The organism is Xanthobacter oligotrophicus, assembly GCF_008364685.1.
Classification (GTDB): Bacteria; Pseudomonadota; Alphaproteobacteria; order Rhizobiales; family Xanthobacteraceae; genus Xanthobacter; species Xanthobacter oligotrophicus.
The window spans coordinates 138496-164644 of record NZ_VTTL01000011.1 but is presented as its reverse complement, the minus strand read 5'-3'; the positions used below and the strand labels follow the sequence as shown (position 1 = coordinate 164644).

21 protein-coding genes are annotated in these 26149 nt (G+C 67.5%); 12 read left to right on the top strand and 9 right to left on the bottom strand.

Annotation, left to right across the window (positions count from 1 at the left end; all coding sequences use genetic code 11):
• The first annotated feature begins 716 nt into the window (after positions 1 to 716).
• The 6 genes from FZ033_RS18850 to FZ033_RS18825 are packed head-to-tail and all read left to right on the top strand — an operon-like array spanning position 717 to position 5764.
• The gene (locus FZ033_RS18850; RefSeq protein ID WP_149577617.1) at positions 717 to 1961 is read left to right on the top strand and encodes an ABC transporter substrate-binding protein; all 1245 of its coding nucleotides are present in this window, start codon (positions 717 to 719) and stop codon (positions 1959 to 1961) included.
• Positions 1958 to 2734, top strand: a complete 777-nt coding sequence (locus tag FZ033_RS18845; RefSeq protein WP_149577616.1) for an ABC transporter ATP-binding protein — start codon at positions 1958 to 1960, stop codon at positions 2732 to 2734. Before FZ033_RS18850 ends, FZ033_RS18845 begins: the two co-directional genes overlap by 4 nt.
• Positions 2731 to 3450, top strand: a complete 720-nt coding sequence (locus FZ033_RS18840; RefSeq protein WP_149577615.1) for an ABC transporter ATP-binding protein — start codon at positions 2731 to 2733, stop codon at positions 3448 to 3450. The genes FZ033_RS18845 and FZ033_RS18840 overlap by 4 nt, the downstream gene beginning before the upstream one ends.
• The gene (locus FZ033_RS18835) at positions 3450 to 4310 is read left to right on the top strand and encodes a branched-chain amino acid ABC transporter permease (protein WP_149577614.1); all 861 of its coding nucleotides are present in this window, start codon (positions 3450 to 3452) and stop codon (positions 4308 to 4310) included. The genes FZ033_RS18840 and FZ033_RS18835 overlap by 1 nt, the downstream gene beginning before the upstream one ends.
• Positions 4307 to 5206 (top strand): branched-chain amino acid ABC transporter permease, encoded by a 900-nt coding sequence (locus FZ033_RS18830; protein WP_149577613.1) that lies wholly within the window; start codon positions 4307 to 4309, stop codon positions 5204 to 5206. Before FZ033_RS18835 ends, FZ033_RS18830 begins: the two co-directional genes overlap by 4 nt.
• 12 nt (positions 5207 to 5218) lie before the next feature.
• Positions 5219 to 5764: a carboxymuconolactone decarboxylase family protein gene (locus FZ033_RS18825; protein ID WP_149577612.1), complete on the top strand. Its 546-nt coding sequence runs from the start codon at positions 5219 to 5221 to the stop codon at positions 5762 to 5764.
• Positions 5765 to 5825: 61 nt separating this feature from the next.
• Here FZ033_RS18825 and FZ033_RS18820 read toward each other — a convergent pair whose 3' ends face one another.
• The 5 genes from FZ033_RS18820 to FZ033_RS18800 form a co-directional block, all read right to left on the bottom strand.
• Positions 5826 to 6710, bottom strand: a complete 885-nt coding sequence (locus FZ033_RS18820; RefSeq protein ID WP_149577611.1) for a LysR family transcriptional regulator — start codon at positions 6708 to 6710, stop codon at positions 5826 to 5828.
• Between the two features lie 101 nt (positions 6711 to 6811).
• Positions 6812 to 8491: an aspartate:alanine exchanger family transporter gene (locus tag FZ033_RS18815; protein ID WP_149577610.1), complete on the bottom strand. Its 1680-nt coding sequence runs from the start codon at positions 8489 to 8491 to the stop codon at positions 6812 to 6814.
• Positions 8492 to 8603: 112 nt separating this feature from the next.
• A complete protein-coding gene (locus tag FZ033_RS18810; RefSeq protein ID WP_149577609.1) occupies positions 8604 to 10256 on the bottom strand; it encodes an NAD-dependent malic enzyme in 1653 nt (550 codons plus the stop codon).
• Between the two features lie 434 nt (positions 10257 to 10690).
• Positions 10691 to 12016: a sigma-54-dependent transcriptional regulator gene (locus tag FZ033_RS18805; protein WP_149577608.1), complete on the bottom strand. Its 1326-nt coding sequence runs from the start codon at positions 12014 to 12016 to the stop codon at positions 10691 to 10693.
• Complete coding sequence (locus tag FZ033_RS18800; protein ID WP_149577607.1) at positions 12009 to 14006, bottom strand: ATP-binding protein; 1998 nt, start codon at positions 14004 to 14006, stop codon at positions 12009 to 12011. The genes FZ033_RS18805 and FZ033_RS18800 overlap by 8 nt, the downstream gene beginning before the upstream one ends.
• A 502-nt stretch (positions 14007 to 14508) precedes the next feature.
• Here FZ033_RS18800 and FZ033_RS18795 point away from each other — a divergent pair.
• The 3 genes from FZ033_RS18795 to FZ033_RS18785 are packed head-to-tail and all read left to right on the top strand — an operon-like array spanning position 14509 to position 18096.
• Entirely contained in the window at positions 14509 to 15171 is a 663-nt protein-coding gene (locus tag FZ033_RS18795; RefSeq protein WP_149577606.1) for a 4Fe-4S dicluster domain-containing protein, read from the top strand.
• Positions 15172 to 15175: 4 nt separating this feature from the next.
• On the top strand, positions 15176 to 16810 hold the full coding sequence (locus tag FZ033_RS18790) for an FAD-binding protein (protein WP_149577605.1): 1635 nt from the start codon (positions 15176 to 15178) through the stop codon (positions 16808 to 16810).
• Between the two features lie 5 nt (positions 16811 to 16815).
• A complete protein-coding gene (locus FZ033_RS18785; protein ID WP_149577604.1) occupies positions 16816 to 18096 on the top strand; it encodes a complex I 51 kDa subunit family protein in 1281 nt (426 codons plus the stop codon).
• On the opposite strand, the gene FZ033_RS18780 is transcribed toward FZ033_RS18785, so the two are convergent.
• A complete protein-coding gene (locus tag FZ033_RS18780; protein ID WP_149577603.1) occupies positions 18084 to 19958 on the bottom strand; it encodes an FUSC family protein in 1875 nt (624 codons plus the stop codon). The two genes, FZ033_RS18785 and FZ033_RS18780, sit on opposite strands and share 13 nt — an antisense overlap.
• 216 nt (positions 19959 to 20174) lie before the next feature.
• Here FZ033_RS18780 and FZ033_RS18775 point away from each other — a divergent pair, with 216 nt between their 5' ends.
• Both FZ033_RS18775 and lldD read left to right on the top strand, forming a co-directional pair.
• Positions 20175 to 20933, top strand: coding sequence for an FCD domain-containing protein (locus tag FZ033_RS18775; protein ID WP_149577602.1), 759 nt, complete (start codon positions 20175 to 20177; stop codon positions 20931 to 20933).
• Positions 20930 to 22096, top strand: a complete 1167-nt coding sequence (gene lldD / locus FZ033_RS18770; protein ID WP_149577601.1) for an FMN-dependent L-lactate dehydrogenase LldD — start codon at positions 20930 to 20932, stop codon at positions 22094 to 22096. Before FZ033_RS18775 ends, lldD begins: the two co-directional genes overlap by 4 nt.
• 64 nt (positions 22097 to 22160) lie before the next feature.
• Here lldD and FZ033_RS18765 read toward each other — a convergent pair whose 3' ends face one another.
• The 3 genes from FZ033_RS18765 to gatB all read right to left on the bottom strand — a co-directional run bounded on the left by FZ033_RS18765 (position 22161) and on the right by gatB (position 24708).
• Positions 22161 to 22448 (bottom strand): YciI family protein, encoded by a 288-nt coding sequence (locus tag FZ033_RS18765; protein WP_149577600.1) that lies wholly within the window; start codon positions 22446 to 22448, stop codon positions 22161 to 22163.
• Positions 22430 to 23023, bottom strand: coding sequence for a TetR/AcrR family transcriptional regulator (locus tag FZ033_RS18760; RefSeq protein ID WP_149577599.1), 594 nt, complete (start codon positions 23021 to 23023; stop codon positions 22430 to 22432). The genes FZ033_RS18765 and FZ033_RS18760 overlap by 19 nt, the downstream gene beginning before the upstream one ends.
• Before the next feature lie 194 nt (positions 23024 to 23217).
• A complete protein-coding gene (gene gatB, locus FZ033_RS18755) occupies positions 23218 to 24708 on the bottom strand; it encodes an Asp-tRNA(Asn)/Glu-tRNA(Gln) amidotransferase subunit GatB (protein WP_149577598.1) in 1491 nt (496 codons plus the stop codon).
• A 252-nt stretch (positions 24709 to 24960) separates the two neighbouring features.
• On the opposite strand from gatB, the gene FZ033_RS18750 reads away from it, so the two are divergent.
• Positions 24961 to 26097, top strand: coding sequence for a glycosyltransferase family 2 protein (locus FZ033_RS18750; protein ID WP_149577597.1), 1137 nt, complete (start codon positions 24961 to 24963; stop codon positions 26095 to 26097).
• The last annotated feature ends 52 nt before the right edge of the window (positions 26098 to 26149 follow it).

Below are 26149 nucleotides of genomic sequence, written 5' to 3'. Positions count from 1 at the left end.
TCCGGCCGCCTCACCTGCCTCCCTCGTCTGCTCTCCCGCGCCGGATCGATGCCAACGCGTCGGGACTGCCGCTCGGAGGCCCCTGAACGACGCGCCCGGATGCTCGGCATCAAGCCGTGCCGACCGTCCGGGGAACAGCTTCTCGCGCAAGGTGCCGTGCCGATCGTGCGTCCACGCACCGCGCGACTGCAGCTCCGGCATCGCGGCATGCACGGGGGGGGGGGGGGGGCGCCGTCGATGCCCGTGGCTCGACCAAAGACGGCATCTCGTCCGCCACGTCCTACCGGGACCCGATGCAGATCGGCGCCTGCGCTCCAGCGGGCGCGAAATCGAGCGGGCCGCGCTGGACCGCCATCGCCATCGGCGTCCAATGCTCCAGCTTGGTGTCCTGCGCCTGGTGTCGCGGGATCGCGGGATCGCGGGATCGCGGGATCGCGGGATCGCGCCAGCGGCCAGCACAATCGTGCGATGGCAAGGCCTTGCACGCGGAAATTGAATTAACCTATATTTCAATGTGACTTTTGTCATTTGACGGTGGATATGTGGGATAATAAGTTTATTAGATCAATGGATATAAGATAGTCACTAAGCGTCATGCGGCGTGGCCTGCACCGCCGCCGGTAACGAGCCGTCCTCCCCGCCATCGGTTGCCGCGGCGCGCCGGCCGCAGCCGTCATCCCGTCGCGGACAAGAGCCGCAGTTTTCTGGAGCACGCCATGTCCTTCCTGCCCCTGGGCCGCCGATCCTTCCTCGCTGCTTCCCTCCTCGGCCTCGCGGCGGGTGTCGCGGGCGGGGTGGTCACGCTCACGGCCGCCGCGCCGGCCCTGGCTGCGGACGAGACCATCAAGATCGGCCTGCTCGCCCCGCTCACCGGCACCGGTGGGCCCTACGGCAAGGAGGAGGAGGACGCGGCGAAGGCGGCGGTTGCCCACATCAATGCGGCGGGCGGCGTGCTCGGCCGCAAGCTGGAGCTGTTCGTCGCCGACGACGAGACCGCCCCCACCGCCGGCGTTGCCGCCGCGCGCAAGCTCATCGACGTGAACGGGGTCTCCGCCATTACCGGCCTGTGGAGCAGCGCCGTGTCACTGGCGGTGCGGCCCCTCGCCATCGAGAAGGGCGTCGCCCTGCTGCCCAACGGCTCGGCGGACGAACTCACCCAGGGCGACACCAAGGGCCTGGTCTGGCGTTTCCAGACCAACGGCAAGGACTGGGGCCGCGCCTTCGCCAACGTGGCGCTGAAGGACGGCGCCAAGACCGCCTCCATCCTGGTGCTGCAGACGCCCTTCACCCTGAGCACCGTGCAGCCCTTCGTGGACACCTTCAAGGCCGGCGGCGGGCAGGTGCTCGACGTGGTCTATTTCAACCCCAACCAGCCCTCCTACCGCACCGAGGTGGAGAAGGTGTTCGGCAGGAAGCCGGATGCGGTGTTCGTGCCGAGCTACATTCCGGAATTCAGCGCCATCGCCAAGGAAGTCTATCGCTCGGGCTACGAGAGCAAGCTCTACACCTTCAGCCACGCCGCAGACAGCCAGGGCAAGTTCGTGCAGAACGTGGGCAAGCAGGCCGCCGAGGGCATCAACCATGTCCAGGCCGTGCCCGTGGGCACCAGCGCCACCTACCAGCTCTACCTGAAGCTCACCGGCCAGAAGCCCGACACCCTCGTCGCCTTCGGCGCCAACGTGTTCGACGAGATCAACGTGCTGGCCCTCGCCATCGAGAAGGCCAAGAGCGACAAGGCGGCCGATTTCGTGAAGGAGATCCCCGCCGTGGTGAACGGGTCCGGGCCGGCCGTCTCCGATCCCGTTGAAGGCCTGAAGCTGATCCGCGAGGGCAAGCCCTTCCGCTATTCGGGCGCGACCTCCGACTTCAGGTTCGCCCCCAACGGCGACCAGATCGACCTCGACTACGGCCACTTCCGAGTCGTGGACGGCACCAGCAAGCTGGTTGGCTCGACCAAATGAGCGTGGGGCGCGACGCCATCCTGGAAGCGGACGGCATCGGCGTCAGGTTCGGGGATTTCGTCGCCCTCGACGGGGTGAGCCTCGCTTTCCGCCGGGGCGGCATCACCGGCATCGTCGGCCCCAACGGGGCCGGCAAGACCACCTTGTTCAACGTGCTGGGCGGACAGGCCCGGGCGGGAACCGGCACGGTGCGCTTCGACGGGACAGACATCACCTCCCTGCCCGCCCACGGCCGCGCCCGCCTCGGCCTCACCCGCACCTTCCAGATCTCCCGCGAGCTGGGGGCCCTCACCGTGCTGGAGAACCTGCTGCTCGCCTTCCCGCGCCAGCCAGGCGAAGGCGTGCTGCCGGCCCTGTTCCAGAAGCCACGCGTGCGCCGGGCGGAAGAGGAGGCCATCGCACGGGCCCGCGCGCTGCTCGACCGCGTCGGCCTGTGGCGGCTCGCGGACGCGCCGGCCGATGCGCTCTCCGGCGGCCAGAAGAAGCTGCTGGAACTGTGCCGCGCGCTGATGCTGGAGCCCCGCTTCCTGCTGCTGGACGAACCGGCGGCGGGCGTAAACCCGGTGCTGGTGGGCGAGATCGGCGACTTCATCCGCACCCTTCAGGGCGAGGGCATGGGCTTCGGCATCGTCGAGCACAACATGGACCTCATCGCCGCCCTGTGCGATCCGATCTACGTTCTGGTGGAAGGCCGCGTCCTGACCCACGGCAGCTTCAGGGAGATCGCTGCCAACACCCGCGTCACCGAAGCCTATCTCGGAGGCGTCGCGTGAGCGGCCTCAAGCTTGAAAACGTCATTGCCGGCTATCGCGGCCGGCCGGTGCTGCACGACGTGAGCCTTGCGGTTCCCGCGCGCGGCAGCCTCACGGTGGTGGGGCCGAACGGCTCCGGCAAGTCCACCCTCATGAAGACCGTGGTCGGCCTCCTGCGCCCCGACAAGGGCCGGGTCCTGCTGGAGGGCGAGGACATCACCCGCCTCGATCCCCCCGAGCGCGCCCGTCGCGGCCTCGGCTACGTGCCGCAGGAGGCCAATGTCTTCCGCTCCATGAGCGTGCTGGAGAACCTGAAGGTGGCGTTCGAGTTCACCCCACCCCGCAGCGGCGCCGGCCTTGCCGCCCGCATCGACGCCGTGCTGGAGCTGTTCCCCGAGATCCGGCCGAAGCTGCGGACCGCCGCCAGCCATCTCTCCGGCGGGCAGCGGCAGATGGTGGCCATGGCCGCGGCCCTCATGCCCGAGCCCACCGTGCTGGCTCTCGACGAGCCCTCTGCCGGCCTCTCGCCGAAGAATGCCGAGCTGCTGTTCGCCGCCATCGCCCGCATCGCGGCGGCGGGCGTCACGCTGCTGATGATCGAGCAAAACACCCGGCTCGGCCTGTCCGTCGCCGCCCGCGGCCTTGTCCTCGTGGCCGGCCAGGTGAAAGCCGAAGCGCCGGCCGAGGCGCTGCTGTCGGACACGCTCATGCAGAGCCTCTATCTCGGGGGCCGATGATGGCTCAGCTCATCTTCAACGGCCTCGTTACCGGCCTTCTGATCGCCCTGCCGGCGCTCTCCCTCGCCCTGGTCTTCAGCGTGCTGCGCTTCGCCAACTACGCCATCGGCTCGACGCTGACGGCGGGCGCCTATCTCGTCTACGCCTTCAACTTCGGCCTCGGCTGGCCCCTGCCCCTTGCCGCCCTCGCCGGCATGGCAGCGAGCGCGGGGCTGGCGCTCGCCATCGACCGCGCCGTCTACGAGCCGCTGAAGGGGCGCGGCGGCGTGACCCTGCTGGTCGCCTCCATCGGCGTGGGACTGGTGCTGGAAAATGCGGTGCGCTTCATCGCCGGCAGCTCCACGCGCGGCTTCGTGGTGGAGGTGGCGCGACCCATCCGCATCCTCGGCCTGCGCATCAATCACGAGCAGATCACCACCATCGCCGCCGTGCTCCTCGCGCTGGCCCTGGTGTGGATTGTGTTCCGCTTCACCCGGCTTGGGCGGGCCATGCGCGCGGTGGCGGACAATGCCGACCTTGCCGCCGTGCGCGGCATCTCGCGGCAGCGGGTGGTGACGGCGGTGTGGGTGATCTCCTCGGCGCTGGCGACGCTCGCCGGCGTGCTCATCGGCCTCGACGGCAATGTGGACCCGCAGATGGGCTGGAACTACATCCTGCCGGTCTTCACCGCCGCCATCCTTGGCGGCATCGGCAATCCCATGGCAGCGGTGGCCGGGGCCGTCCTGCTCGGCATCACCGAGGAACTGGCGACCCTGGTGCTTGCCCCGCACTACCGCACCATGGTGGCCTTCGCTGTGATGGCGATATTGCTGCTGGTGCGCCCCGGCGGCCTCTTCGGCGCGCAGGGAGCGGCCAGATGATCTCCTATCTCGTCGCCACCCTGGTGCTGGTCGCCATCGCCACCATCGCGGCTCTCGCACTGAACCTGCAATGGGGCCTCGGCGGGCTTGTGAACTTCGGCCTGTTCGGCTTCTACATGCTGGGCGCCTATGTGTGCGCGCTGCTGGACACACGGGGCGTGCCGCCGCTTGCCGCCATGGCGGCGGCCATCCTTGCGACGGCGGCGGTGAGCGCGGCGGTAAGCCTCATCTCGGTGCGCCTGTCGGAGGATTACCTCGCCATCGTCACGTTGGGCTTTGCCGAATGCGTGCGGCTGTTCATCAGCTACGAGGACTGGCTGACCCACGGCACTCTCGGCGTGCCGGGCATCGTGCGGCCGTTCACCGGATGGGTGCCGCCGGCATGGTCGGACGCCGTTTTCCTCGCCTTTTCCTATGCCTGGCTCGCCCTCGCCTTCGTGCTGCTGCGACGGATCACCCGCGCCCCCTTCGGCCGGCTGGTGCGGGCGACGCGGGATGACGCGGCCGTGGCGGAGGCACTGGGCAAGAACGTGCTGGTGGTGCGGGCCAAGGTGTTCGCCATCGGCGGCGCCCTGCTCGGCGTCGCCGGCAGCCTGCATGCGTTCTACTACACCTATATCGACCCCACCCAGTTCGGCACCACCCTCACCGCCTATGCCTTCATGGCGGTCATCATCGGTGGGCGCGGCAGCCATGTCGGCGTGCTGGTCGCCGGCTTCACCGTGGTGCTGCTGCTTGAGGGCAGCCGCTTCCTTTCCGACGTGATCGGCTTCCTCGACGGCGCGCAGCTCGCATCGCTGCGGCTCATGCTCGTGGGTATTGGCCTGATCGCCATCCTCATCTACAGGCCGGGCGGCCTCGTGCGCGAATATCGGCTGCGCTCCGGCGCGTCCTGACAGGAGAAAAACATGTCCCGCATTACCCTCAAGGGCCGCAACGACCTGCCCGAGACGCTCCACCCGCTCTGGGACAAGATGGCGAGCTATGGCGATTTCGCCGACCAGGCCGGCGTCATGGCGCACCGGCTGCCCATCTTCGAGCACACCTGGCGCCAGCTCACCCAGCTCTCCGACGAGGCGGTGCTGAACAAGCGCTACCTAGAACTGGCCATCGTCACCGTGTCGCTGCTGAACCAGTGCACCTATTGCGTGGCCCACCACACGCCGAAGCTGGAAATCCAGGGCATTTCACCCGAGGGCGCGCAACGCCTGCTCGACTATGAGACCCATCCCGAGCTGGATGCGGTGGACAAGCTGGTGGTGGAATACGCCATCGCCGTCACCACCAACTGGAGCCGGACCCGCGACGAGATCTTCGACCGGCTCAAGGCCCATTTCACGCAGGCCCAGATCGTGGAACTCACCTGGCGCACCGCCCTGTGCGGCGCCTTCAACCGCTTCAACGATATCCTACAGGTGGAAGTCGCCGAGCCCGAGCCGGCGCCCGCGCTGTGAACGCAAGCGCCCCCGGCGTCGGTCGGGGGCGGTTCCACCGGAGAAGCCGGCACCTCCCGGCTCAGGCCTTGCCGCGGCGCTCGCGGACGAGGTCGAGCCAGGCGCTGGCGGCATCGGACAGGTAGGCACCGCGCCGCCAGGCCACCGCCATGCTCCATTCCAGCTCCGGCTCGGCAAGCGCCACCTGACAGACCGCGCCGTCATGCCTCTGCGCCGCGATCATGCGCGGCAGGAAGGCGACGCCCAGCCCCGCTGCCACCAGTTCCATGGTGAAGTCGATCTGGCTGCTGCGCGCCGCGACGCTCGGCACAAAGCCGGCGCGGCGGCTGGCGTCGAGCACGATCCGGTGCAGCGCAAGGCCGCTCTCCAGCACGATGAACGGCGTGTCCTTGAGGTCGGCGAGCCGGATGGTTGCTTGCGTCGCCAGCGGATGGCCCGATGGCAGCACCGCCACCAGAGGCTCGCGGCTGAGCGGCTCGCACTCGAAATCCGACGAAATCGGAAGCAGGGTGCCGGCCATGTCGATATCGCCGGTCCGAAGGTCGTCCTCAAGCTGCGCGCTGTCGCGCTCGACGAGGCGGACCTCGATGTCGGGAAAGCGCTGGCGATAGATCGCGAGGAGCGGCGTGAACAGCGCGCTGCTGCAGGCCGGCAACAGGCCCAGCCGCAGCACGCCGCGCCGCAGTCCGCGGATCTCGTCCAGCTCGGCGAGCAGGTCGGCGCGGTCGGCCAGCAGCTTCACGCCGCGGCGATAGACCACCTCGCCCGCCGGGGTCAGTACGCTGCGGTGCCCCATTCGGTCGAGCAGCGGCACGCCCACCTCCGCCTCCAGCTGCTTCACCGCCTTGCTGACCGCTGACTGGCTGGTGAACACGGCCTTGGCGGCCTGCGAGAAGCCGCCCTTGCGAACGACCTCCACGAACGAGCGCAGCGGGCGGAATTCCATGGCGAGCCCCGTATCGTGTTGGAGAAGGGATCAATCCTTGAAGGCCCGGATGCCGCCCTCCCTAAGGGACGGCGGCATCGAGGGTCAGTCCCGGGCAGCCTTCAGAAGGCGTTGACCACCACGATGGTCAAAAGCGCCATCACCAGCCGGGAGACCGCATAGCCGGTGGCATAGCCCACCACCGGGACGTTGCTCTTGGAGGCTTCCTGCAGCGCGCCGAGGGCGGCTGTGGTGGAGCGGGCACCGGCCACGGCGCCGAGCATGATGCCGGGGTGGAACTTGAACACGAAGTGTCCCAGCAGCAGGCCGACGATGATCGGAACCAGGGTAACGAGGGTACCGGCCAGGAACAGGGTGAGGCCGTAGTTCTGGATGCCGCCCACGAAGCCCAGCGCCGCGTTGAGGCCGATGCAGGCGATGAAGCCGTTGAGACCCACGTTGTTGAACACCCAGATGGCCGGCCCGGGGATGTGGCCGAAGGTGCGCATGGTGGAGCGCAGGTAGCCGCAGATGATGCCGGCCACGATGGCGCCCACGGCGGTGCCCAGCGACAGCGGGATGCCGCCGATACGGATCGTGAAGGCCCCGATGAGGCTACCGAACACGATGCCGAAGGCCATGAACGCCATGTCCGAGCCTTCCACGGGACGGTCGGCATAGCCCAGCACCTTGGCGACCTTGGCCACGTCCGCCTTGGCGCCGAGGATGGTGAGCACATCGCCCCGCTGCACCTTCACCTGTTCGCCCATGGCCATGGCCACATCCGAGCGGGTGAACTTGGTGAGGAACACGCCGCGCCCGGGCTCCCCGAACAGGGTATGGATCAGCTCGCCCAGGGTCTTGCCCGCATAGGCCTTGTTGGTGACCACGAGGTCGAGCAGCTCGGTCGAGAAGTCGAGCAGCGGCACGTCCTTCAGCTCGGGGCCGAACTCATCGGCGTAGGCGAGCAGAGCCGACAGGCCGCCGGAGACGGCGAGGATCGCACCTTCCGTCAGCACCGTGTCACGCTTGCAGTCGACGATCGGGCCCTCGGCAGAGGTGCGCATGCGGCGGACGAAGATTTCGTTGTGGAACATCTTCTCCACGTCCTCGACCGTCTTGCCCACCAGGCCGGTGTTGGCAAGCTTCACGGCGCGGGCCGAGAACTCGCGATAGGCCGTCGTGCCGATCTTGTTGCCGCCGTGCTCGCGCTCATAGTCCTGGCACACCTTCACGAGGTCGAAGCCGAGCACCTTGGGCGCGATGTTGGCGAGCATGAAGGCCGAGCCGATGGTGCCGAACGGGTAGGTCACCGCATAGGCCACCGGCAGCAGCGCCAGCGCCGCCTTCAGCTCGTCAGGCTGCAGGCCGGTCTGGTTCATGAGGTCGGCCGCCACCCCGAGCACGGTCGAGTTGGTGTAGCCGCCCGAGAGCAGGCCGGCGGTGAGCGCGGCGTTGTAGCCGAGCAGCTTGCCCAGCACGATCGCCGTCGCCGTGCCGGCAAGACAGATGAGGATGGCGAACACCACCTGGGGCAGGCCGTCGCTCTTCAGCGCGCGGATGAACTGCGGCCCCACCGCGTAGCCCACCGAGAACAGGAACATGGCGAAGAAGGTGGACTGCATGACGCTGGGCAGCTTGATGCCGATCTGCCCGACCAGAAGGCCGGCCAGCAAGGTGCTGGTGACGACGCCGAGATTGAACTTTCCAAGCTTCAGGTTCCCGATCCAGAATCCGATGCCGATGGTCAGGAAAAGCGCAATCTCCGGATACTTTTGGAGCGTTCCGACGAAGTAGTTCATGATGGCATGTCCGATGTTCCGGCCAAGGCAGCCCGGAGCACGCCCCGCTCAGGCTGTGACAACCTGAGCGGAGTGGCTTTCTTCCCGTCTCGACCGTAGGAGAGGGCGCGTCTCAGTAGGCCGGGGCGTAGAGCAGGCTCTCGATCCAGGAGCGGATCTCGCGCGGGCGCTCGACGGTCGCGAGGCCGGAGTCGAACATGTATTCGACGACGCGGGTCGCGGTGGTGACCTCAACCTCCAGGATGTGCTCCTGGCTCGGGAACAGCATGCCCTTGGCCTGGAGCGAGGGACCCACCTGGTCTGCCGTGGCATGGGCGGCGACGATGAAGCACTCGTCGTTCAGCAGCTTGGGGCGGGCGGCGTAGGTGGCAAGGCCGATGGCCGGGTAGATGTAGAAGTTGTTGGCCTGGCCGGGACGATAGGTCTTGCCGTCGTAAGCCACTTCATCGAACTGGACGCCGGCGGCGAACAGCGCCTTGCCCTTCGACCAGGTGTAGGCCTGCTCGGCGGTGCACTCGGCCTTGTGGGTCGGGTTGGACAGGGCGAAGATCACCGGACGGTCGTTGAGCCGGCTCATGGCCTCGATCACCTCCTTGGTGAAGGCGCGCGGCTTGGTGGAGACGCCGATCAGGATGGTGGGCTTGAAGTTCTCGATCACCTCCAGGAAGTTGTTCGTGGGCTTCTCGTTCTGCGCCCACAGCTTCTGGGTTTCAGTCAGGTCCGAACGCGAGGATTCGACGAGGCCGTTCACGTCGAACAGGCGGACGCGCTGGCGGGCTTCATCAGCTGAGAGGCCCAGGGTCTGCAGCTCGGCGGCGATCAGCTTGGAGATGCCGAGGCCCGCGGAACCCGCACCCAGGAACAGGATGCGCTGGTCCTTGAGCTTGCCGCCCGTCTGCTTCATGGCCGCAGCGATGCCGGCGAGCGCCACCGAAGCCGTGCCCTGGATGTCGTCGTTGTAGCAGAGGATCTTGTCCTTGTAGCGGTCCAGCATGCGGATGGCGTCGGTGCCCTTCCAGTCCTCGAAGTGGACGCAGCAGCCGGGGAAGACTTCGGCAACGGCCTGCACGAACTCTTCAGTCAGCTCGTCGAGTTCTGCTTCAGACACCGGCGCCTCGCGGGTGCCAAGATAGAAGGGGTCGGCGCGCAGGTGCTCGTTGGAGGTGCCGATGTCGAACAGGACCGGCAGCAGCACGTCGGGGGGCACGGCGGCGCAGGCGGTGTAAAGCTGCAGCTTGCCGATCGGGATGCCCATGCCGTTGGCGCCGATGTCGCCGAGGCCGAGGATGCGGCCGCCGGTGGAGACGCACACGAAGCGGATGTCCTTCTGCGGCCAGTTGCGCAGCACTTCGGCCATGCGGCCCTTCATGTGGCGGGTGATGTACATGCCGCGCGGGCGGCGATACAGGTTGCCGAAGGCTTCGCAGGCATCCGCCACAGTGGGATCATAGAGGATCGGGATGAAGCGCTTGGGATCCGACATGACAGCCTTGTAGAAGACCGTCTCGTTGCGGGCTTCCAGGTCCATCAGGTAGCTGTACTGGTCCAGTTCGTCCTTCACGTGGTCGAGGTGCTCGAGCACGCGCTCCACCTGGCGGTCGAGGGTCTCGACAGCGTGGGGCAGCAGGCCTTCGAGGCCCAGCTGGCGGCGATCGTCGCGGGTGTAGGCCGTGCCCTTGTTGCGGACCGGATCATGCAACAGGTTCAGTCCGGACAGGTTGCTCTTGGGAGCCTTCTCGATCTTCGCGAGGTTATTGGTGGCCATTTTAGATTGTCCTTGCTTGCAATGTCGAGCCGGAAGGCAAAACGCCATCTGGCCTACGCAAAGGACTTCGCAAACGGCGTGCCAAGGACGGATAATCATTTCAATATATTGAATTATAAAGATTTTTTGGATTCAAGATGATGCCGGAAATGGCCTATCTTCCCGGTTTTCCGAACGTCGCCCCGAAACTCCGTTCGGCCGCCCGAACGGAGTTGGAACGCCCTGCCCTCCTTGGCATAAGCATCTATATTTTCTAATTTTTTGATCCATTCGATAGGACATCGCGAGGCCTTGGTGGACGCGGCGTTCAAGCAGTCGGGCTTCGCCCGCAGGCCGGGAGCCATCGGCACGCGCCCAAACAAAAAACCGCGTTACCGGGTCACGGTAACGCGGTTTTATTTTTTGCGATCAGATGCCGGGCAGAGAATATGCCTTCAGCCCTCCTTCACCCGGATATCGTATTTGCGAATCTTGTCGAACAGCGTGGTCTTGGCGATGGCCATGGCTTCGGCGGTCCGGGAGATGTTGCCGTCGTTGCGCTTCAGCTCCTCGGCGATGAGGCTGCGCTCGAAATTCTCCACCGTGGTGGCCAGCGGCACCGGCCCGTCCGCCGCCTCTTGGCCCGGCGCGGATTTCAGCCCCAGCGCGTAACGTTCGGCCTGGTTGCGCAGCTCGCGCACATTGCCCGGCCAATTGTGGGCGATCAGCTCACGCACCACCTGCTCGCGGATGGGCGGCGGGTCGCGGTTGAGGCGGGTCGCGGCCTGGTTGACGAAATATTCGAACAGGAGGGGGATGTCCTCGCGCCGGTTGCGCAGCGCCGGCAAATCGATGGTCACGATGTTCAGGCGGAAATGCAGGTCGCTCCGGAAATGGCCTTCCTTGGACAGCTCCAGTAGATCCGCCTTGGTGGCGGCGATCACCCGGAAGTCCACCGGGATGACCTTGTTCGAGCCGAGCCGCTCCACCACCCGCTCCTGCAGCACGCGCAGGAATTTCACCTGCATGGCCATAGGCATGCTCTCGATCTCGTCGAGGAACAGCGTGCCGCCATTGGCATATTCGATCTTGCCGATACGCTGCTTGGTGGCGCCCGAGAAGGAGCCGGCCTCGTGGCCGAAGATCTCACTCTCGAACAGGGTTTCCGGCAGCCCGCCGCAATTGAGCGCCACGAACGGCCCGCGCCGGCCGGACAGGTCATGCAGGCAGCGGGCGATCAGCTCCTTGCCGGTGCCGGTCTCGCCGAAGATCATCACGTCGGTGGGCACCGCCGCCACGTTCTGCACCAGTTCCCGCAACTCCACGATGGCGGGGGAATGGCCGACGATGCGGCTTTCCAGATCGCCCTTGGCGGCGAGCTGGCGGCGCAGCCGGCGCACCTCCATGGCGAGCCGGCGCTTCTCCAGCGCCCGCTGAACCACGCTCACCAGCTGCTGGGAGGCGAACGGCTTCTGGATGAAGTCATAGGCGCCGTCGCGCATGGCCTGCACGGCGGTCGCCACGTCGCCATGGCCGGTGATCATGATGACGGGCAGGTCGGGATCGTGGTTGGTGAGCTTGGCGAGGAAGCTCATGCCGTCCATGCCGGGCAGCCGGATGTCGGAGATGATGACGCCGCGAAAATCCCGCGACAGGGGCTTGGGCACCGCCTCGACGCTATCGTAGCCGATGGCCTTGATGCCCTCCAGCGCCAGCGCCTGCAGGCAGCCGAGCTTCACGTCCTCGTCATCCTCGATGACGATGGCATCGGCATCAACCATGTTCTTTCTCCGAAGCGGCGACGGGGCGCAGGCTGACGCGGAAACGGGCGCCGCCCGCGTCGGTATTGGCGGCGGTGAGATCGCCGCCGAAGCGGCGGACGATGTCCTGGGAAATGGCGAGGCCCAGCCCCAGCCCGCTGGTCTTCTTGGTGGTGAAGAACGGCTCGAACAGCTTCTCCATCACGATGCGGCTGAGGCCATGCCCGTTGTCCACCACGTCGATCACCGCCCACTCGCCCTCAACGCCGGCGGCGATCTCGATCCGCGGCTCGCCATTGCCGTGGAGCGCGTCCATGGCATTGCTGATGAGGTTCACCAGCACCTGCTCCAGGCGCACGGTGTCGCCCATCGCCTTGATCGGGCGCTCCGGCTTGTGGATCACGAGATCCACTTTCTCCTTTTTGATGCGGTGGCCCAGCAGCGCCACCGCACTTTCGATGGAATGATGAAGATCCACCGGCCCCAGTTCGCCATCGGTCCGCCGGGCAAACGAGCGCAGCTGCCCGGTGAGCACGCCCATGCGTCGCACCAGGTCGCAGATGCGCTCCAGATTGTGGCGCACCGTGCTGGTGTCATTCAGCTCCAGGAACCGCACCGCGTTTTCCGACAGGGTGGACAGCGCCGCGAGGGGCTGGTTGATCTCATGGGCAAGGCCCGCCGAAAGCTGGCCGATCACCGCCAGATTCTCGGTGCGGATCATTTCGTCCTGGAACGACTGGAGCCGGCGCGCCGCCTTGATGCGTTCGACCACTTCATGGCGTAATTCTTCATTGGCGGAACGAAGCTGCCGATTGCGCTCCTCGAACTGTCGTTCCAGATAATTGTAGGCCTCCTGCAGCGCATCGCGGGCCAAGAGCCGCTCCCGGGTGGCGAGCCGGCGCTGGTTGACGATGCGCACAGACAGCGCCGCGAGCAGGATGAGAACGGCAGCCACCGTCGCCCGTTCGGCGGCCCGGACGGTCACGCCCGTGGTGTCGGAAAGCACGGTCAGGGTCATGGCGACGCTCGGCACGTAGCGGCTGTCGGCGAGATAGGTGCGCGTGCCGCCCCGGTCACCGGCGACAATGAAAGCGCGGCCGTCGCCCTCTTTGCTCGAGACCTGCCAGACCAGCGGTTCCACGATGTGGCGGTTGTATTGCTGGGTCTCGTTCATCTGCTCGATCTTCTTGGGATCGAGGGGGCCGAGGCTACGATACTTCCAGTCCTCGCGGGAGGACAGGACGACGATGTCATTGGCATCCGTCATCAGGATGGGCTCGTCGGTGCCGTTCAGCCAGTCGAACTCAAGCTGTTCGAGATCGATCTTCACCGCCACCACGCCGATGCGACGCCCGTTCTCCTCGACCGCCGTCGCCAGATAGTATCCGGGAGCGTTTCCGGTGGTGCCGATGGCGTAATAACCGGTCAGCTTTCCCGTCTGAGCATCCCGGAAATAGGGGCGGTAGGAGATGTTGCGGCCGACGAAGCTCTTGGCATCCTGCCAGTTGCTCGATGCAACCACCTCTCCCTTGGTGTCGATGACGAAGACCTGCTGAGTACCTGCGGCCGCATTCAGGCGGGCGAGATAGGCACTCAAGGCGTCCCGCTTTTCGCTTTGGTCGGGCGCGGTGAGGAAGGAGGTGACATCCCGGTCCATGGCCACCGTGAGCGGCAGGATGCCGAACTTGTCGATCTCCCGCTCCAGCCGCGTGCTCCAGCGGTGCAATTGCTCGTCGCCGAACGTCTTCAGCTCGCCGAGACCCTGCCGCTGGTCGAAGGCGAAGGCGAGCCAGAAGCCCAGGGCCGCGGCAGCGAAGGCCACCAGCAGAAACACGAGAAATCCGCGCCGGCGATGGTATGCCACGCAATCGAGTTCGGCGAAGATGGCGGGGTCCAGCACATCCCCGCGCGATTCCCGGCACGCACCGCCACACCGCCCGGCATAGCGGCAGGGAATGGTGCGGATACCGCTCTCGGCGCCGATCGTCTTCTCGATGGTTGCTGTTGCCATGGACACGGCTGAGCCGTCCTTCCCGTTTGCGACGAAAGTTTTAGGCCGGCGAGTGCGGCGCACCATGATCTGGATCAGTTCGGCCGGATTTCCGAACACCTGCTTCGCAAGCGCCATGCCATGGGGGTGTCGGCAATTAACCTATTGATTTATATGATGTGATCCAAATTTCATGGCGCCTCCAACGTTCGGAAACCCGAACCTGGAGAGACCGCAAATCCGGATTTCCGACCCTCCACGACGCCACCCGCTATCCTCGGAGCCCCCCGCGGCGCGTTCCGGTGGCGCCGTGTTCGCCTTTCCGAATGACGCCACCCTTGGATCGTCGGTCGAGCGAACGAAATTGGCAGCCGACACCTGTGGCAGCCCTTTGAAGTCGGTGTGATTTCAGTCTGTTGGTTCAGCCCACCCCGGCTGGCACGGCCCTTGTAGTGCCAAGGGCCACCGGGGAGAGGCAACCGCGCGCCTGCCCCCAACAAGAGCGAGACAGGAGCAGGTTCCGATGGGTGATCGCATTCGCTTGAGCATCGACGGGCGCGAGCTGGAGGTGGAGGCGCCGGTCTCCATCCTCCAGGCCACCACCGCCGATGGCACGCCGCTCACCGCCAATGTGGGCTGTCTCGGCCAAGGCGTCTGCGGGGCCTGCCGCTGCATGGTCCGCCGGGCCGGGGAGCGGCAGGTGTCCACAGTGCTGGCCTGCGAAACCCCGGCGGAAGACGGCATGCAGGTGAGCTTCATCGACTATTTCACGCCGGACAAGCCGCACGTCTATGACATCGCCGCCATCACCGACAGCTGGCGCCTGTCGGACGCGGTCGCCGACATCTTTCCCGAGGCCGCCCATTGCCGCCATTGCAGCGGCTGCGACCGGGCCTGCCCGAAGGGGCTTGAGGTGCAGCGCGGGGTCGAGCTGGCGGTGGCGGGCGATTTCGCCGGCGTGGCGCAGGTGTTCGACCAGTGCGTCATGTGCAACCTGTGCACCCTCGCCTGCCCCGAGCGCATCTGGCCCAACCATCTCGGCCTCATGGTCCGCCGCGCCCTGAACGCGCTGACCCTGCGCCCCTCCGACCTCATCCGCCGCCTCAACGAACTGGAGCTGGGCGAGGCCTGCCTTGATCTGACCGGGACCGAGGTCGAACCCGCCTCCGACCCGGCGCGGAGGTGATGCCATGACCCACTCAGCGACTTTTGCCATCCCCTATGCCGACGCCCTCGCCCGCCTCACCCCCGACGCCGAGCCGGTGATGCGCCCGCAGGCCCTCTCGCGCGAACAGCTGCTTGAAGCCTACCACCCGGACCACGGCGCGGACGCCCGCGTGCCGCTGCGGGTGGGCGCCAATCGCGGCGAGCCGTGCCATCCGGCCCTCGCCCGCATCATCGAGGGCAATGCGCTCATCGGCGACGTGGACCTGGTGGCGGTCGATCCCATCGCCACCGACGTGCTGGTGATCGGCGGCGGCGGCGCAGGCACTGCCGCGACGCTGGCGGCACGCGCGGCCGGCACCGAGGTCATCCTCGCCGCCAAGCTGCGCATCGGCGACAGCAACACGGTGATGGCCGAAGGCGGCATCCAGGCCGCCATCGGCGAGGACGACAGCCTCCGCCGCCACTTCGACGACACCATGAAGGGCGGCCACGGCGCCGGCTTTCCCCCGTTGGTGGCCCAGTTGGTGAGCGACGCGCCGGACGTGATCCGCTGGCTCATCGGCCTCGGCGTTGGCTTCGATCTGGCGGACGGCCCCGCCCCCGCCGCGCGGCTGATGCGCAAGCGGGCCGGCGGCACCACGGCGGCGCGCATCCTCAGCCACCATGACTTCACCGGCCTTGAAATGATGCGGGTGCTGCGCGAGGCGGTGGAGCTGGATCGCGGCGTCACCGTGCTCAATCGCTCGCCCGTGGTGGAACTCCTCTCCGACGAGCGCGGCCGCTGCGCGGGTGCCGTGCTCTATGATCTGGAGCACCGCACCTTCCGCGTGGTGCGCGCCGGCGCCGTGGTGCTGGCCACCGGCGGCGCCGGGCGGCTGCACCTCACCGGATTTGCCACCTCGAACCATTACGGCGCCACGGCGGACGGCCTCGCCCTCGCCTATCGCATGGGCGCGCGGCTGCGCGACGTGGATTCCTTCCAGTATCACCCCACCGGCATCGCCTGGCCGCCGCATCTGGCCGGCGGGCTGATCTCGGAGGCTGTGCGCTCGGTGGGCGCCAAGCTGCTGAACGGGCTCGGCGAGCGCTTCATCGATGAGTTGGCCCCGCGCGACGTGGTGACGGCCGCCATCCTGTGTGAATGCGCCGAGGGGCGCGGGGTGTCGCGCGACGGTGGGCTCGGCGTATTCCTCGACACCCCGGCGCTGCTGGCCACCCAGCCCGACCTGCTGAAAAAGCAGCTGGTCTCGCTGGCGCATCTGGCCCATCGCGCCGGGGTCGATTCGGCCCGCGAGCCGCTGATGATCTATCCCACCCTGCACTATCAGAACGGCGGCGTGGCCATCGACCGCGACGGCGCATCCAGCGTGCCCGGCCTCTACTGCGCCGGCGAGGTGACGGGCGGCATCCACGGCCGCAACCGGCTGATGGGCAATGCCCTGCTGGACATCTTCGTGTTCGGCCGGCGGGCCGGCACGGCGGCGGCGGACCATGCGGGCGGCGTCCTGCCCGGCCGCTTCGGCCTCGACCATGTGCAGCGCTGGCAGCGTGAGCTCAGCCACGCCGGCATGATCGACGGCCCGCGCTCGCCGATCCTCTATCCCACCTACGGAAATTTCGACCTGCGCGGCCACATGGCCGGCACCAACAAGGGCTGACCCCCATGACAAGCCCCGAACCCCTCACCAAAGCCAACACGGTCCTGCTCGACCCGGCCTTGAAGCTGGGTGCCAACCTGCCGCTTTGGCGCCGCGCCGGCGGTGGCGCAGGCCTTGCCGCCGCCATCGCGCGGCCCGACGCCATCATCGACACGCTGAAGGAGGCCGACCTGCGCGGCATGGGCGGGGCCGGCTTTCCCACCTGGCGCAAGTGGACCGCCGCCGCGGCCTCGCCCGGCGACGAGAAAGTCGTGGTCTGCAACGGCAACGAGGACGAGCCCGGCACCTTCAAGGACCGCTATCTGCTGCGCTGGACCCCCCACCAGGTGATCGAGGGCGCGCTCATCGCCGCCATCGCGGTGAAGGCAAACCGCGTGGTGTTCTACGTCAATCCCCACCAGGCCGAGGGCATCGACCAGATGCGCTCGGCAGTGGACGAATGGGCCGCCAGCGACCTCCTCGCCGGGGTGTCGCAGGCGGTGGGCCGGCCGGTGACGCTCACGGTCGCGCCCAGCTCCGGCCGCTATATCGGCGGCGAGGAGACGGCCATCGTGTCCTGGCTCGACGGCGGCTTCCCCTTCCCGCGCCGCAAGCCGCCGTTTCCGTTCGAGAGCGGGGTGGACGGCCATCCGACGCTGATCAACAACACCGAGACCCTCGCCAACGTGCCGCACATCCTGAAGAACGGGGCCGCGTGGTACCGCGCGCTCGGCATCGGGGCGGCGGCGGGCACCAAGCTGTTTTCGCTGTCGGGCGACGTGCTCAATCCCGGCCTCTACGAGCTGCCCATGGGCACGAGCCTTGAAGAGCTGGTCTTCGTCCATGGCGGCGGCATGCTGGATGGCCGCGCCTTCAAGGCGGTGTTCACCGGCGGACCGTCCAACACCCTGCTCACCGCCCGCGACCTCGACGTGGCGCTCGATTTCGACAGCGTGAAGACCCGCAAGTCGCGGCTCGGCACCGGGGCCATGATCGTCATCTCGGAAGGCACCAGCATCGTGCGCAAGGTGGCGGAATATGTCGCCTTCTTCGCCAACGGCTCGTGCGGGCAATGCCCGTCGTGCAAGTGCGGCACCTTCCAGATGGCCCGTCTTTTGGACCGCATCGCCACCGGCCGGGGCGTCGCGGCCGACCGTCAGGCGCTGGACCATCTGTGCCGCATCCTACCGGGCAGCGGGCGCTGCGCGCTCATCGACGGGGCAGTGACGGTGGTGGAAAGCTCGCTCCACACCTTCCCGGACGAATACGAGCCCAAATACCACTCCCAGCCGCGCTACGCGTCATGACGCGAGCCCAAGGCAAGGCGGCGGTGCCAGGCGGCAGCCGCCTCGCCAGCGAGCATCCTCAGCTCGCGCAAGGCCGCCGCATCCGCATGGGACAGGCGCTGCCAGCGGCGCAGCAGACCGCCGAGGGCGTGCAGCGCCACTTCGGCGGCGATGCTGGCGAGGCCCGCCGCCCGGCGCGCGGCGGCGATGGTCCCCTCGTCGCGCCCGGCGCGGACGGCGTCGATATAGGCGCGGTTGGTCTTCAGCCCGTCCTCGATCAGGCGGGTGACCGGAGGCCCGAAATCCGGCCACAGCAGCAGCACGGCAAGCACGGCCGTCAGGCTCCCCACCGTATTGTCGAGGATGCGGGCCGAGCCGATCCCCGCTCCCGGCTGCACCAGCTCCGTCACGATGATGAAGAGCATGGTGAGGAACACCACGAACACCGCGTAATTGACGCTGCGCAGCGCGATGGACACCCCCGCCAGCAGCACGGCGGCACCGGCGAGCGTTGCGGGCGTGTCGCTTACGAGCAGCAGGCACAGGGCCGCAAGGCCGCCCAGCAGGCTGCCGAAGATGCGCTCCAGCCCCCGCGTCCAGGCAACCCGCGCCGCACCCTGCATGACCATGACCACCGCCAGCGTCGCCCAGTACGGGTAGCCGAACTGGAACACGATGGCGACGTAGAGCACCACCACCACGGCCGCGGCCTGCCGCACGCCCTGCTTCAGCGCATCCTGCCAGCGAATGCGGCCATCCGCCGCCACCGTTGGGAGGACGGATGCGACAGCTGCGCCGGATTGCGCGGCGGCCACCAGCCCCACCGCCTGCTGCGTGGCGAGGAGGCAGCCGGCGGCGAGTCCCTCCGGCATGGCGGCACGGACCTGCCGCAGCGCGTCCGTCTGCAAGGCGAGGATATCGCCCACGCGTGGACCCTCCGCGACCGCCGCGCGGCAAGCAAGCACAGCCTCCAGCATGGCGTCCGCCGCCGCCATGCGTTCCCACGCCGGCCCTTCGCGCAGGATGAAATCGTGCTCCAGGGCAATGGCGGCGCTGAACAATTGCTCCGCCGCCTCCTGCAGCAACAGGAAGGGGCGCAGGTCCGCCTCCGGTTCACGCTCATAACGGGCGATGAGGGCGCGCAGCCGCTCCAATGCGAAGCGCACCGCGCGGCGATGCTCGGAATGGCCGGGATGCCACGTCGCATCGCGGTGAGGGGCGTCTCGCGTGGCGACCATGTCGGCCAGCATGTCGGTCAGCCGGGTGAATACGGCAACGCTCATCTGCCGCGCCGGGCGCCAGGCATCCACGCGCCACAGCACATTGACCAGCAGATAGGCCCAGAAGCTGCCGCCCATGAAGGAGAGCGCCAGGTCCCCCGCCTGCCCCGCCGGATAGGGGAAGCCCACCGCCACCACGCCGACGCCGCCCACAAGCGCCGACAACAGGCCGGCATAAGCGAGGCGCACGGGCAAAAGGGCCGAGAGCACCACGATCAGCGGCGCGGTGACCAGCGCCGCCACGATGCCGAACGAGGCCAACCACGACCCTATGAAGGCGACAGGAGTGCCGAGGATCACGAACAAGGCGAGCAGCGCGCGCCGCAGCCGGTGCGGCCCCGGCGTGTCGCACAGGCAGGTCCAGTAGGCGCCGAAGATCGCCCAGCCATATTGGTACCGCCCGCTTGCCAGCACCAGCACCAGGGGCACTGCCACCGCGAACGCGGCGCGCAGCCCCTCGGCAAGGGTGAAGTGCTCCGGCGTGAGGCCGAAGGAGCGCAGTTCCATCCATCGCGCCGCCCGGCGCAGGGTGGCCACCCATCCCGGCTGCGCCGGATCGGCATTTGCGTCCCGCCCGGCGCGGTCCCCGATCATGCCACTCATGTGTCGATCGTCACTCCCATGCGCCTGCGAACGTCGCCAGCCGGAGCAAAATTGGTCAGACCACTTATTCCGTTGACTTGCGCCAGATTTGCTTTATCTGACGAAAATAGCAAGCCATCGCGTTTGGTTTACCCAAAATTGGTCCGACCAATTATCACGGCAACGGCGCGACAAGGTGGCACCATAGGTGCCAATTTTCCCGACTGGGAGGGGCGGGTGCGAAAGCTGTCGGACGAGATCGAGGCGTTGATCGCCGAGGGCGGCCTTGAGGCCGGCGCGCGCCTGCCCTCGGAACGCAAGCTCGCCGCCGATTTCGGCGTGTCCCGCTCCCGGCTGCGCGAAGCCATCCAGCAGCTCTCCAGTCGCGGCATCCTCACCGCGCGCCAGGGCGGCGGCACCTTCGTGGCCGCCCCGCTCTCGACATCGTCCCTGGACAAGGCGCTCTCCCCCCTGTCGTCGCTCGCTCGCATGGAGCCGGGCTACTGGCAGGATGTGATGGAGATCCGCAAGTCGCTGGACGGCGACACCGCCTATTGCGCGGCCCTGCGCGCCGGCGACGAGGACCGGGCGCGGCTCACCGCCGCCTTCGAGCGGCTCCGCAAGGCCGAGGGCGCGGACGAGGCGACCCAGGCCCGCGCCGACGCCGCCTTCCACATGGCGGTGGCGGAGGCCTCCCACAATGCGGTGCTGCGCCAGGTGATGGCGGGGCTGTTCGACCTGCTGCAGCACTCCATTTCCGCCAGCCTCGAAAAGCTCTACCGCCTGCCGCGCACGGCGCACGCGCTGGAAGACCAGCATCGCCTGATCTTCGAAGCCGTCGTGGAAGGCCGCGCCGACGACGCGCGCGACGCCGCCCTGCGCCATCTCGATTTCGTGGAGGACAGCCTGCGGCTCATCGAAGACGCCGCAGCGCGCGAGCGACGCTCCGTGCGCGCCCTTTCCCGGGCGGCGATACAGAAGGAAGCAAGATCATGATCATCTCGTCGTCCTCCGACTACCGGGAAGCCGCCCGGCGCCGCCTGCCGCCCTTCCTGTTCCACTACATCGACGGCGGCGCCTATGCCGAGGCGACCCTGCGCCGGAACGTGGAGGACCTTTCCGACCTCGCCCTGCGCCAGCGCGTGCTGAAGAGCGTGGGCGAGGTGGACCTCGCCACCACCCTGTTCGACCAACCCCTCGCCATGCCCGTGGGCCTCGCCCCGATCGGGCTGTGCGGCATGTTCGCCCGCCGCGGCGAGGTGCAGGCGGCGCAGGCGGCCACGAAGAAGGGCATTCCCTTCACCCTCTCCACCGTCTCGGTCTGCCCCATCGAGGAAGTCCAGAGCCAGGTGGGCAAGCCCATCTGGTTCCAGCTCTACGTGCTGAAGGACCGCGGCTTCATGCAGAACGCGCTGGAGCGCGCCTGGGCGGCGGGCATCCGCACCCTGGTCTTCACCGTGGACATGCCGGTGCCCGGCGCGCGCTATCGCGATGCCCACTCAGGAATGTCCGGCCCGAACGCCGCGTTCCGGCGCATGGCGCAAGCCGTGCTGCACCCATTCTGGGCCTATGACGTGGGCCTGATGGGCACCCCGCACGATCTCGGCAACGTCTCCGCCTATCGCAAGGAGAAGACCAGCCTTGAGGATTACGTGGGCTGGCTCGGCAACAATTTCGATCCGTCCATCGGCTGGAAGGACCTGGAGTGGATCCGCGAGTTCTGGAAGGGCCCCATGATCATCAAGGGCATCCTGGACCCGGAGGACGCCCGCGACGCGGTGCGCTTCGGCGCCGACGGCATCATCGTGTCGAACCATGGCGGACGCCAGCTCGACGGCGTGCTCTCGTCCGCCCGCGCCATGCCGGCCATAGCCGATGCGGTGAAGGGCGAGATGACGCTTCTGGCCGATTCCGGCATCCGCTCAGGGCTCGACGTGGTGCGCATGCTGGCACAGGGCGCCGATGGCGTGCTGCTCGGCCGCGCCTTCGTCTATGCGCTGGCGGCGGCGGGCGGCGCCGGGGTGGAGAACCTGCTCGACATCATCGCCAAGGAAATGAGGGTGGCCATGACCCTCACCGGCGCCCGCGCCATCTCCGACATCTCCCGCGACAGCCTGGTGCGGGAGATCGAGCGGCCGCTCGCCCGCGCGGCGCAGTGAGGCCTTTGGCCGGAACGGCGTCGGGCGAGAACGACCGGACGCCGTCAGCCCGACGCCTGCGGCCTCAGGCCACCAGGAAGGAGAGCCGCGCGTCGGCACGCCCGGGCGCGATCTCGATAATGTCGGCCCGCACCACCTCCTCGGCCACGAACGGATCGTCCTGGATCCTCAGCTCCAGCTCGGCCCGCGAGGTGTTGTGGGCGACAATGGCACCGCCGGCGGCGGGCTTCAGGCTGCCGGCGAGGAGGAAGACGCCCTCCTCGAAGCCGCGCCTGATCCAGTCGTTGTGGCCCTGCATCAGTTCGTTGGCGCGGGACTTGTTGGTGCCAAAGGTCAACGTGACGACGAACATGCCGCTATCTCCTCACATCGCAGACTGAGCCAGAGGTTCATCTCCCCCACCTCCCGCCTCAGGAAGGCTTCGTCCTTAAGCGCGTTCGCGAGCGTCGCCACGCCCTGGGTCCGCGCGAGGAGATGGAGCGCGAGCGCATCGGCTTCGTCCGCGCAGCCGAGCGCCACGAACTGCCGCGCGAGCCAATCCTGAAACAGGAGCAAGAGTGCGCGCGCAGCGCCCAGTGCGGGATGGTCGAGTTTGGCGAGTTCGTTGCAGAGCGTGCCCACCGGGCAGCCATGAGCCTGGATCTTCACCCGGTTCATGATGAGAATATCAATGAAACTGCGAATGCGATCCGCCGGTGCGGCGCTGTCCGCGGCCCAGGCATCGAGCATGCGGCCGGTATTTTCCAGGCGAACCGCGATGACAGCGTCGAGGATCTCGTCCTTGGTCTTGAAATAATAATAGAAGTTGCCACGCGAGATCTGCACCGCCCCGGCGATGTCTGCAAATGACGTGTGTTCGTAGCCCTGCTCGTAGAACAGCCTATCGGCCGCTGCCACGATCTCGGCACGCGTGCTCCCACCCGCCATGCCACTGCCCTCGCTGCACCGGAAGCCGCCCGGACGACGGCGGCGATTTGGACGATTGTCCTAAGCAGGAATAGGGCGATCGTCCAAATTCGTCAACCCGCCGCTGCGCGTCTGTGCGCGGAGGGCAGAAACGAAAATGCCCGGCACGAGGCCGGGCATTTCAAACCGTCGCAGGCGGATAGGCGCGGGCCGTCTCAGATCCCGAGCTTCGCCTTCAGGATGTCGTTGAGGGCCTGAGGGTTGGCCTTGCCGCCGGAGGCCTTCATGGCTTGGCCCACGAACCAGCCCAGCATGGTGGGCTTGGCCAGGACCTGCGCCACCTTGTCCGGGTTCTTGGCGATGATCTCGTCCACCACCTTCTCGATGGCGCCGAGGTCGGTCACCTGCTTCAGGCCGCGAGCTTCCACGACCACGCGCGGGTCGCCGCCCTCGGTGAAGACGATCTCGAACAGGTCCTTGGCGATCTTGGAGGAGATGGTGCCTTCCGCGATCAGGTCGAGGATGGCGCCAATCTGCTGCGGGCTGACGGGGGAGGAGGTGACATCCTTCCCCTCCTTGTTCAGGCGGCCGAACAGCTCGTTGATGACGAAGTTCGCCGCTGCCTTGCCGTCGCGCGTGACGCCGCCGCCTTCCGCCACCTGCTCGAAATAGGCGGCGGTCTCGCGCTCGGCCACGAGCACGCCCGCGTCATAGGGGCTGAGGCCGTAGGTGGCGATGAAGCGGGCCTTCTTCTCGTCCGGCAGCTCGGGCAGGCGGGACTTAAGGTCTTCAACCCATTCGGGCTTCAGCACCAGCGGCAGCAGGTCGGGATCGGGGAAGTAACGGTAGTCGTGCGCCTCTTCCTTCGAGCGCATGGAGCGCGTCTCGCCCTTGGTGGGGTCGAACAGGCGCGTCTCCTGCGAGATGGAGCCGCCATCCTCCAGGATCTCGATCTGCCGGCGGGCTTCCACCTCGATGGCCTGGCCGATGAAGCGGATGGAATTAACGTTCTTGATCTCGCAGCGGGTGCCGAAAGGCGCGCCGGGGCGGCGCACGGAGACGTTCACGTCCGCCCGCAAATTGCCCTTCTCCATGTCGCCGTCGCAGGTGCCGAGATAGCGCAGGATGGTGCGCAGCTTGGTCACATAGGCCTTCGCCTCCTCCGCCGAACGCAGGTCGGGCCGGGAGACGATCTCCATCAGCGCCACGCCGGAACGGTTGAGGTCCACGAAGGACTGGGTGGGCGACAGGTCATGGATGGACTTGCCGGCGTCCTGCTCCAGGTGCAGGCGCTCGATACCGACGGGAATGCTCTCCCCGTCGGGCAGGTCCACGATCACCTCGCCCTCGCCCACCACGGGTTGCTTGTACTGGCTGATCTGGTAGCCCTGCGGCAGGTCCGGATAGAAATAATTCTTCCGGTCGAACACCGAGGTCAGGTGGATCTGCGCCTTCAGGCCGAGGCCGGTGCGCACCGCCTGGGCCACGCATTCCTGGTTGATGACCGGCAGCATACCGGGCATGGCCGCGTCCACCAGCGACACATGGTCATTGGGCGGGCCGCCGAAAGCGGTGGAGGCGCCGGAGAACAGCTTGGCGTTGGAGGCCACCTGGGCATGCACCTCCAGGCCGATCACCACCTCCCAGTCGCCGGTGGCGCCGGAAATGAGCTTCTTGGGTTCGGTAGGGCGAACATGTACGGTCATGAAAGGTCCCGGGACTGGCCGCCGCGTCGGCGCGCGGGCGAAAAGCGTTTCGACGAGCGTTCTCATACGTCACTACTCCCCAACGGGGCGTGCGCGCAACGCTGGAGCACGCCCCGAGCAGATTGCACCGCAATCTGTTCGGGTAACGCATTCTTTTTGCTTAAGTTTAGAGGCCGTGCTTTGCCGCCTCGCCTCGCCGCGCGGCCGGTGCTATAGCAGGCGCAAACGAGAACCCCCATCGCCCTCCCCTGCATGACCGTGTCAACATCCGGCGTCCCATCGCCCTCCCCGTCCGCGCCGAAGGGCCTGCGGCTCGCCGCCGTCGCCATCGTCCGCGACGAGGCGGACGTGATCGAGGCGTTCGTGCGGCACAATCTCGCGGTGGTCGATCACCTCTTCATCGAGGACGACCACAGCCGCGACGGCACCCGCGCCATCCTCGACGCCCTCGCGGCGGAAGGGCTGGCGGTGAGCGTGTTCGACGGCCCTCAGGAGGCCGCCTATTTCCAGGCGGCGCGCACCAAGGGCCTGCTTCAGCGCGCCTATGCGGTGGAGCGGTGGGATTTCGCCTTCCTGCTGGACGGCGACGAATTCCTCGCCACGCAGGACCGCGCCAGCCTCGAAGCGGAACTCGCCAGCCTGCCCGAGTCCCAGGCCGGCGGGCTGCGCATGTGGAACTACCTGCCCCGCCCGCTGAATGAGATCCCCGACCCCTTCAGCTTCTTCTCGGACCGCACCCAGAAGCTCACCGGCTTCAGCGCCAAGGTGATGCTGCCGGCGAGCGTCGCCGCGAATGAGGAGCTGAAGATCGAGGACGGCAACCACGCCGCCTTCTGCTTCAGGCGCAAGGTGGTGGTGCACCAATTGCTGTCGGTCGCCCTCGCCCATTTCCCGGTGCGCAGCCACGACCAGATCGTCTCGAAGACGCTGGTGGCCTATTGCCGCTGGCGCACGCGGCCGGACTACGACCCCGCCACCACGGCGCTCGGCCCCATGGGCGCCATGGCGCTGCTGCGGGCGAGCCCCGGCCTGAGGCTCGAAAGCCTGGACACCATCACCGCCTGCTACATGGGAGCCACCGGCCCCGACGATACGGTGCAGCGTCCGTTCGAGCGGCTGGGCGGCCCACGGCGCCATGATGCCCTCGCCGCCATCCGCCCCTATGACAAGGCAGCTTCAGCGGTCGATACGGTCATCGCCGCCCTGGGCCGTCTTGAGGCGGGCGGCGCGGCCTCCCGGCAGGCGGCGGAAAGCGGCCTTGCGAAGTTCCTGTCCAAGTCCCTGGTGGGGCGCTGGCGGGCGCTGCGCGGCGGCCACACCACCCTCAAGGCGGAATGGGACGGCACCGTCCGCCGCCTCAGCCGCTCCATCAGGAAGCGGCTGGGCTGAAGCGCCAATCAGGCCGCGCCAGAGACCGAAACAAGCCTGAAAGCCCGCGCCG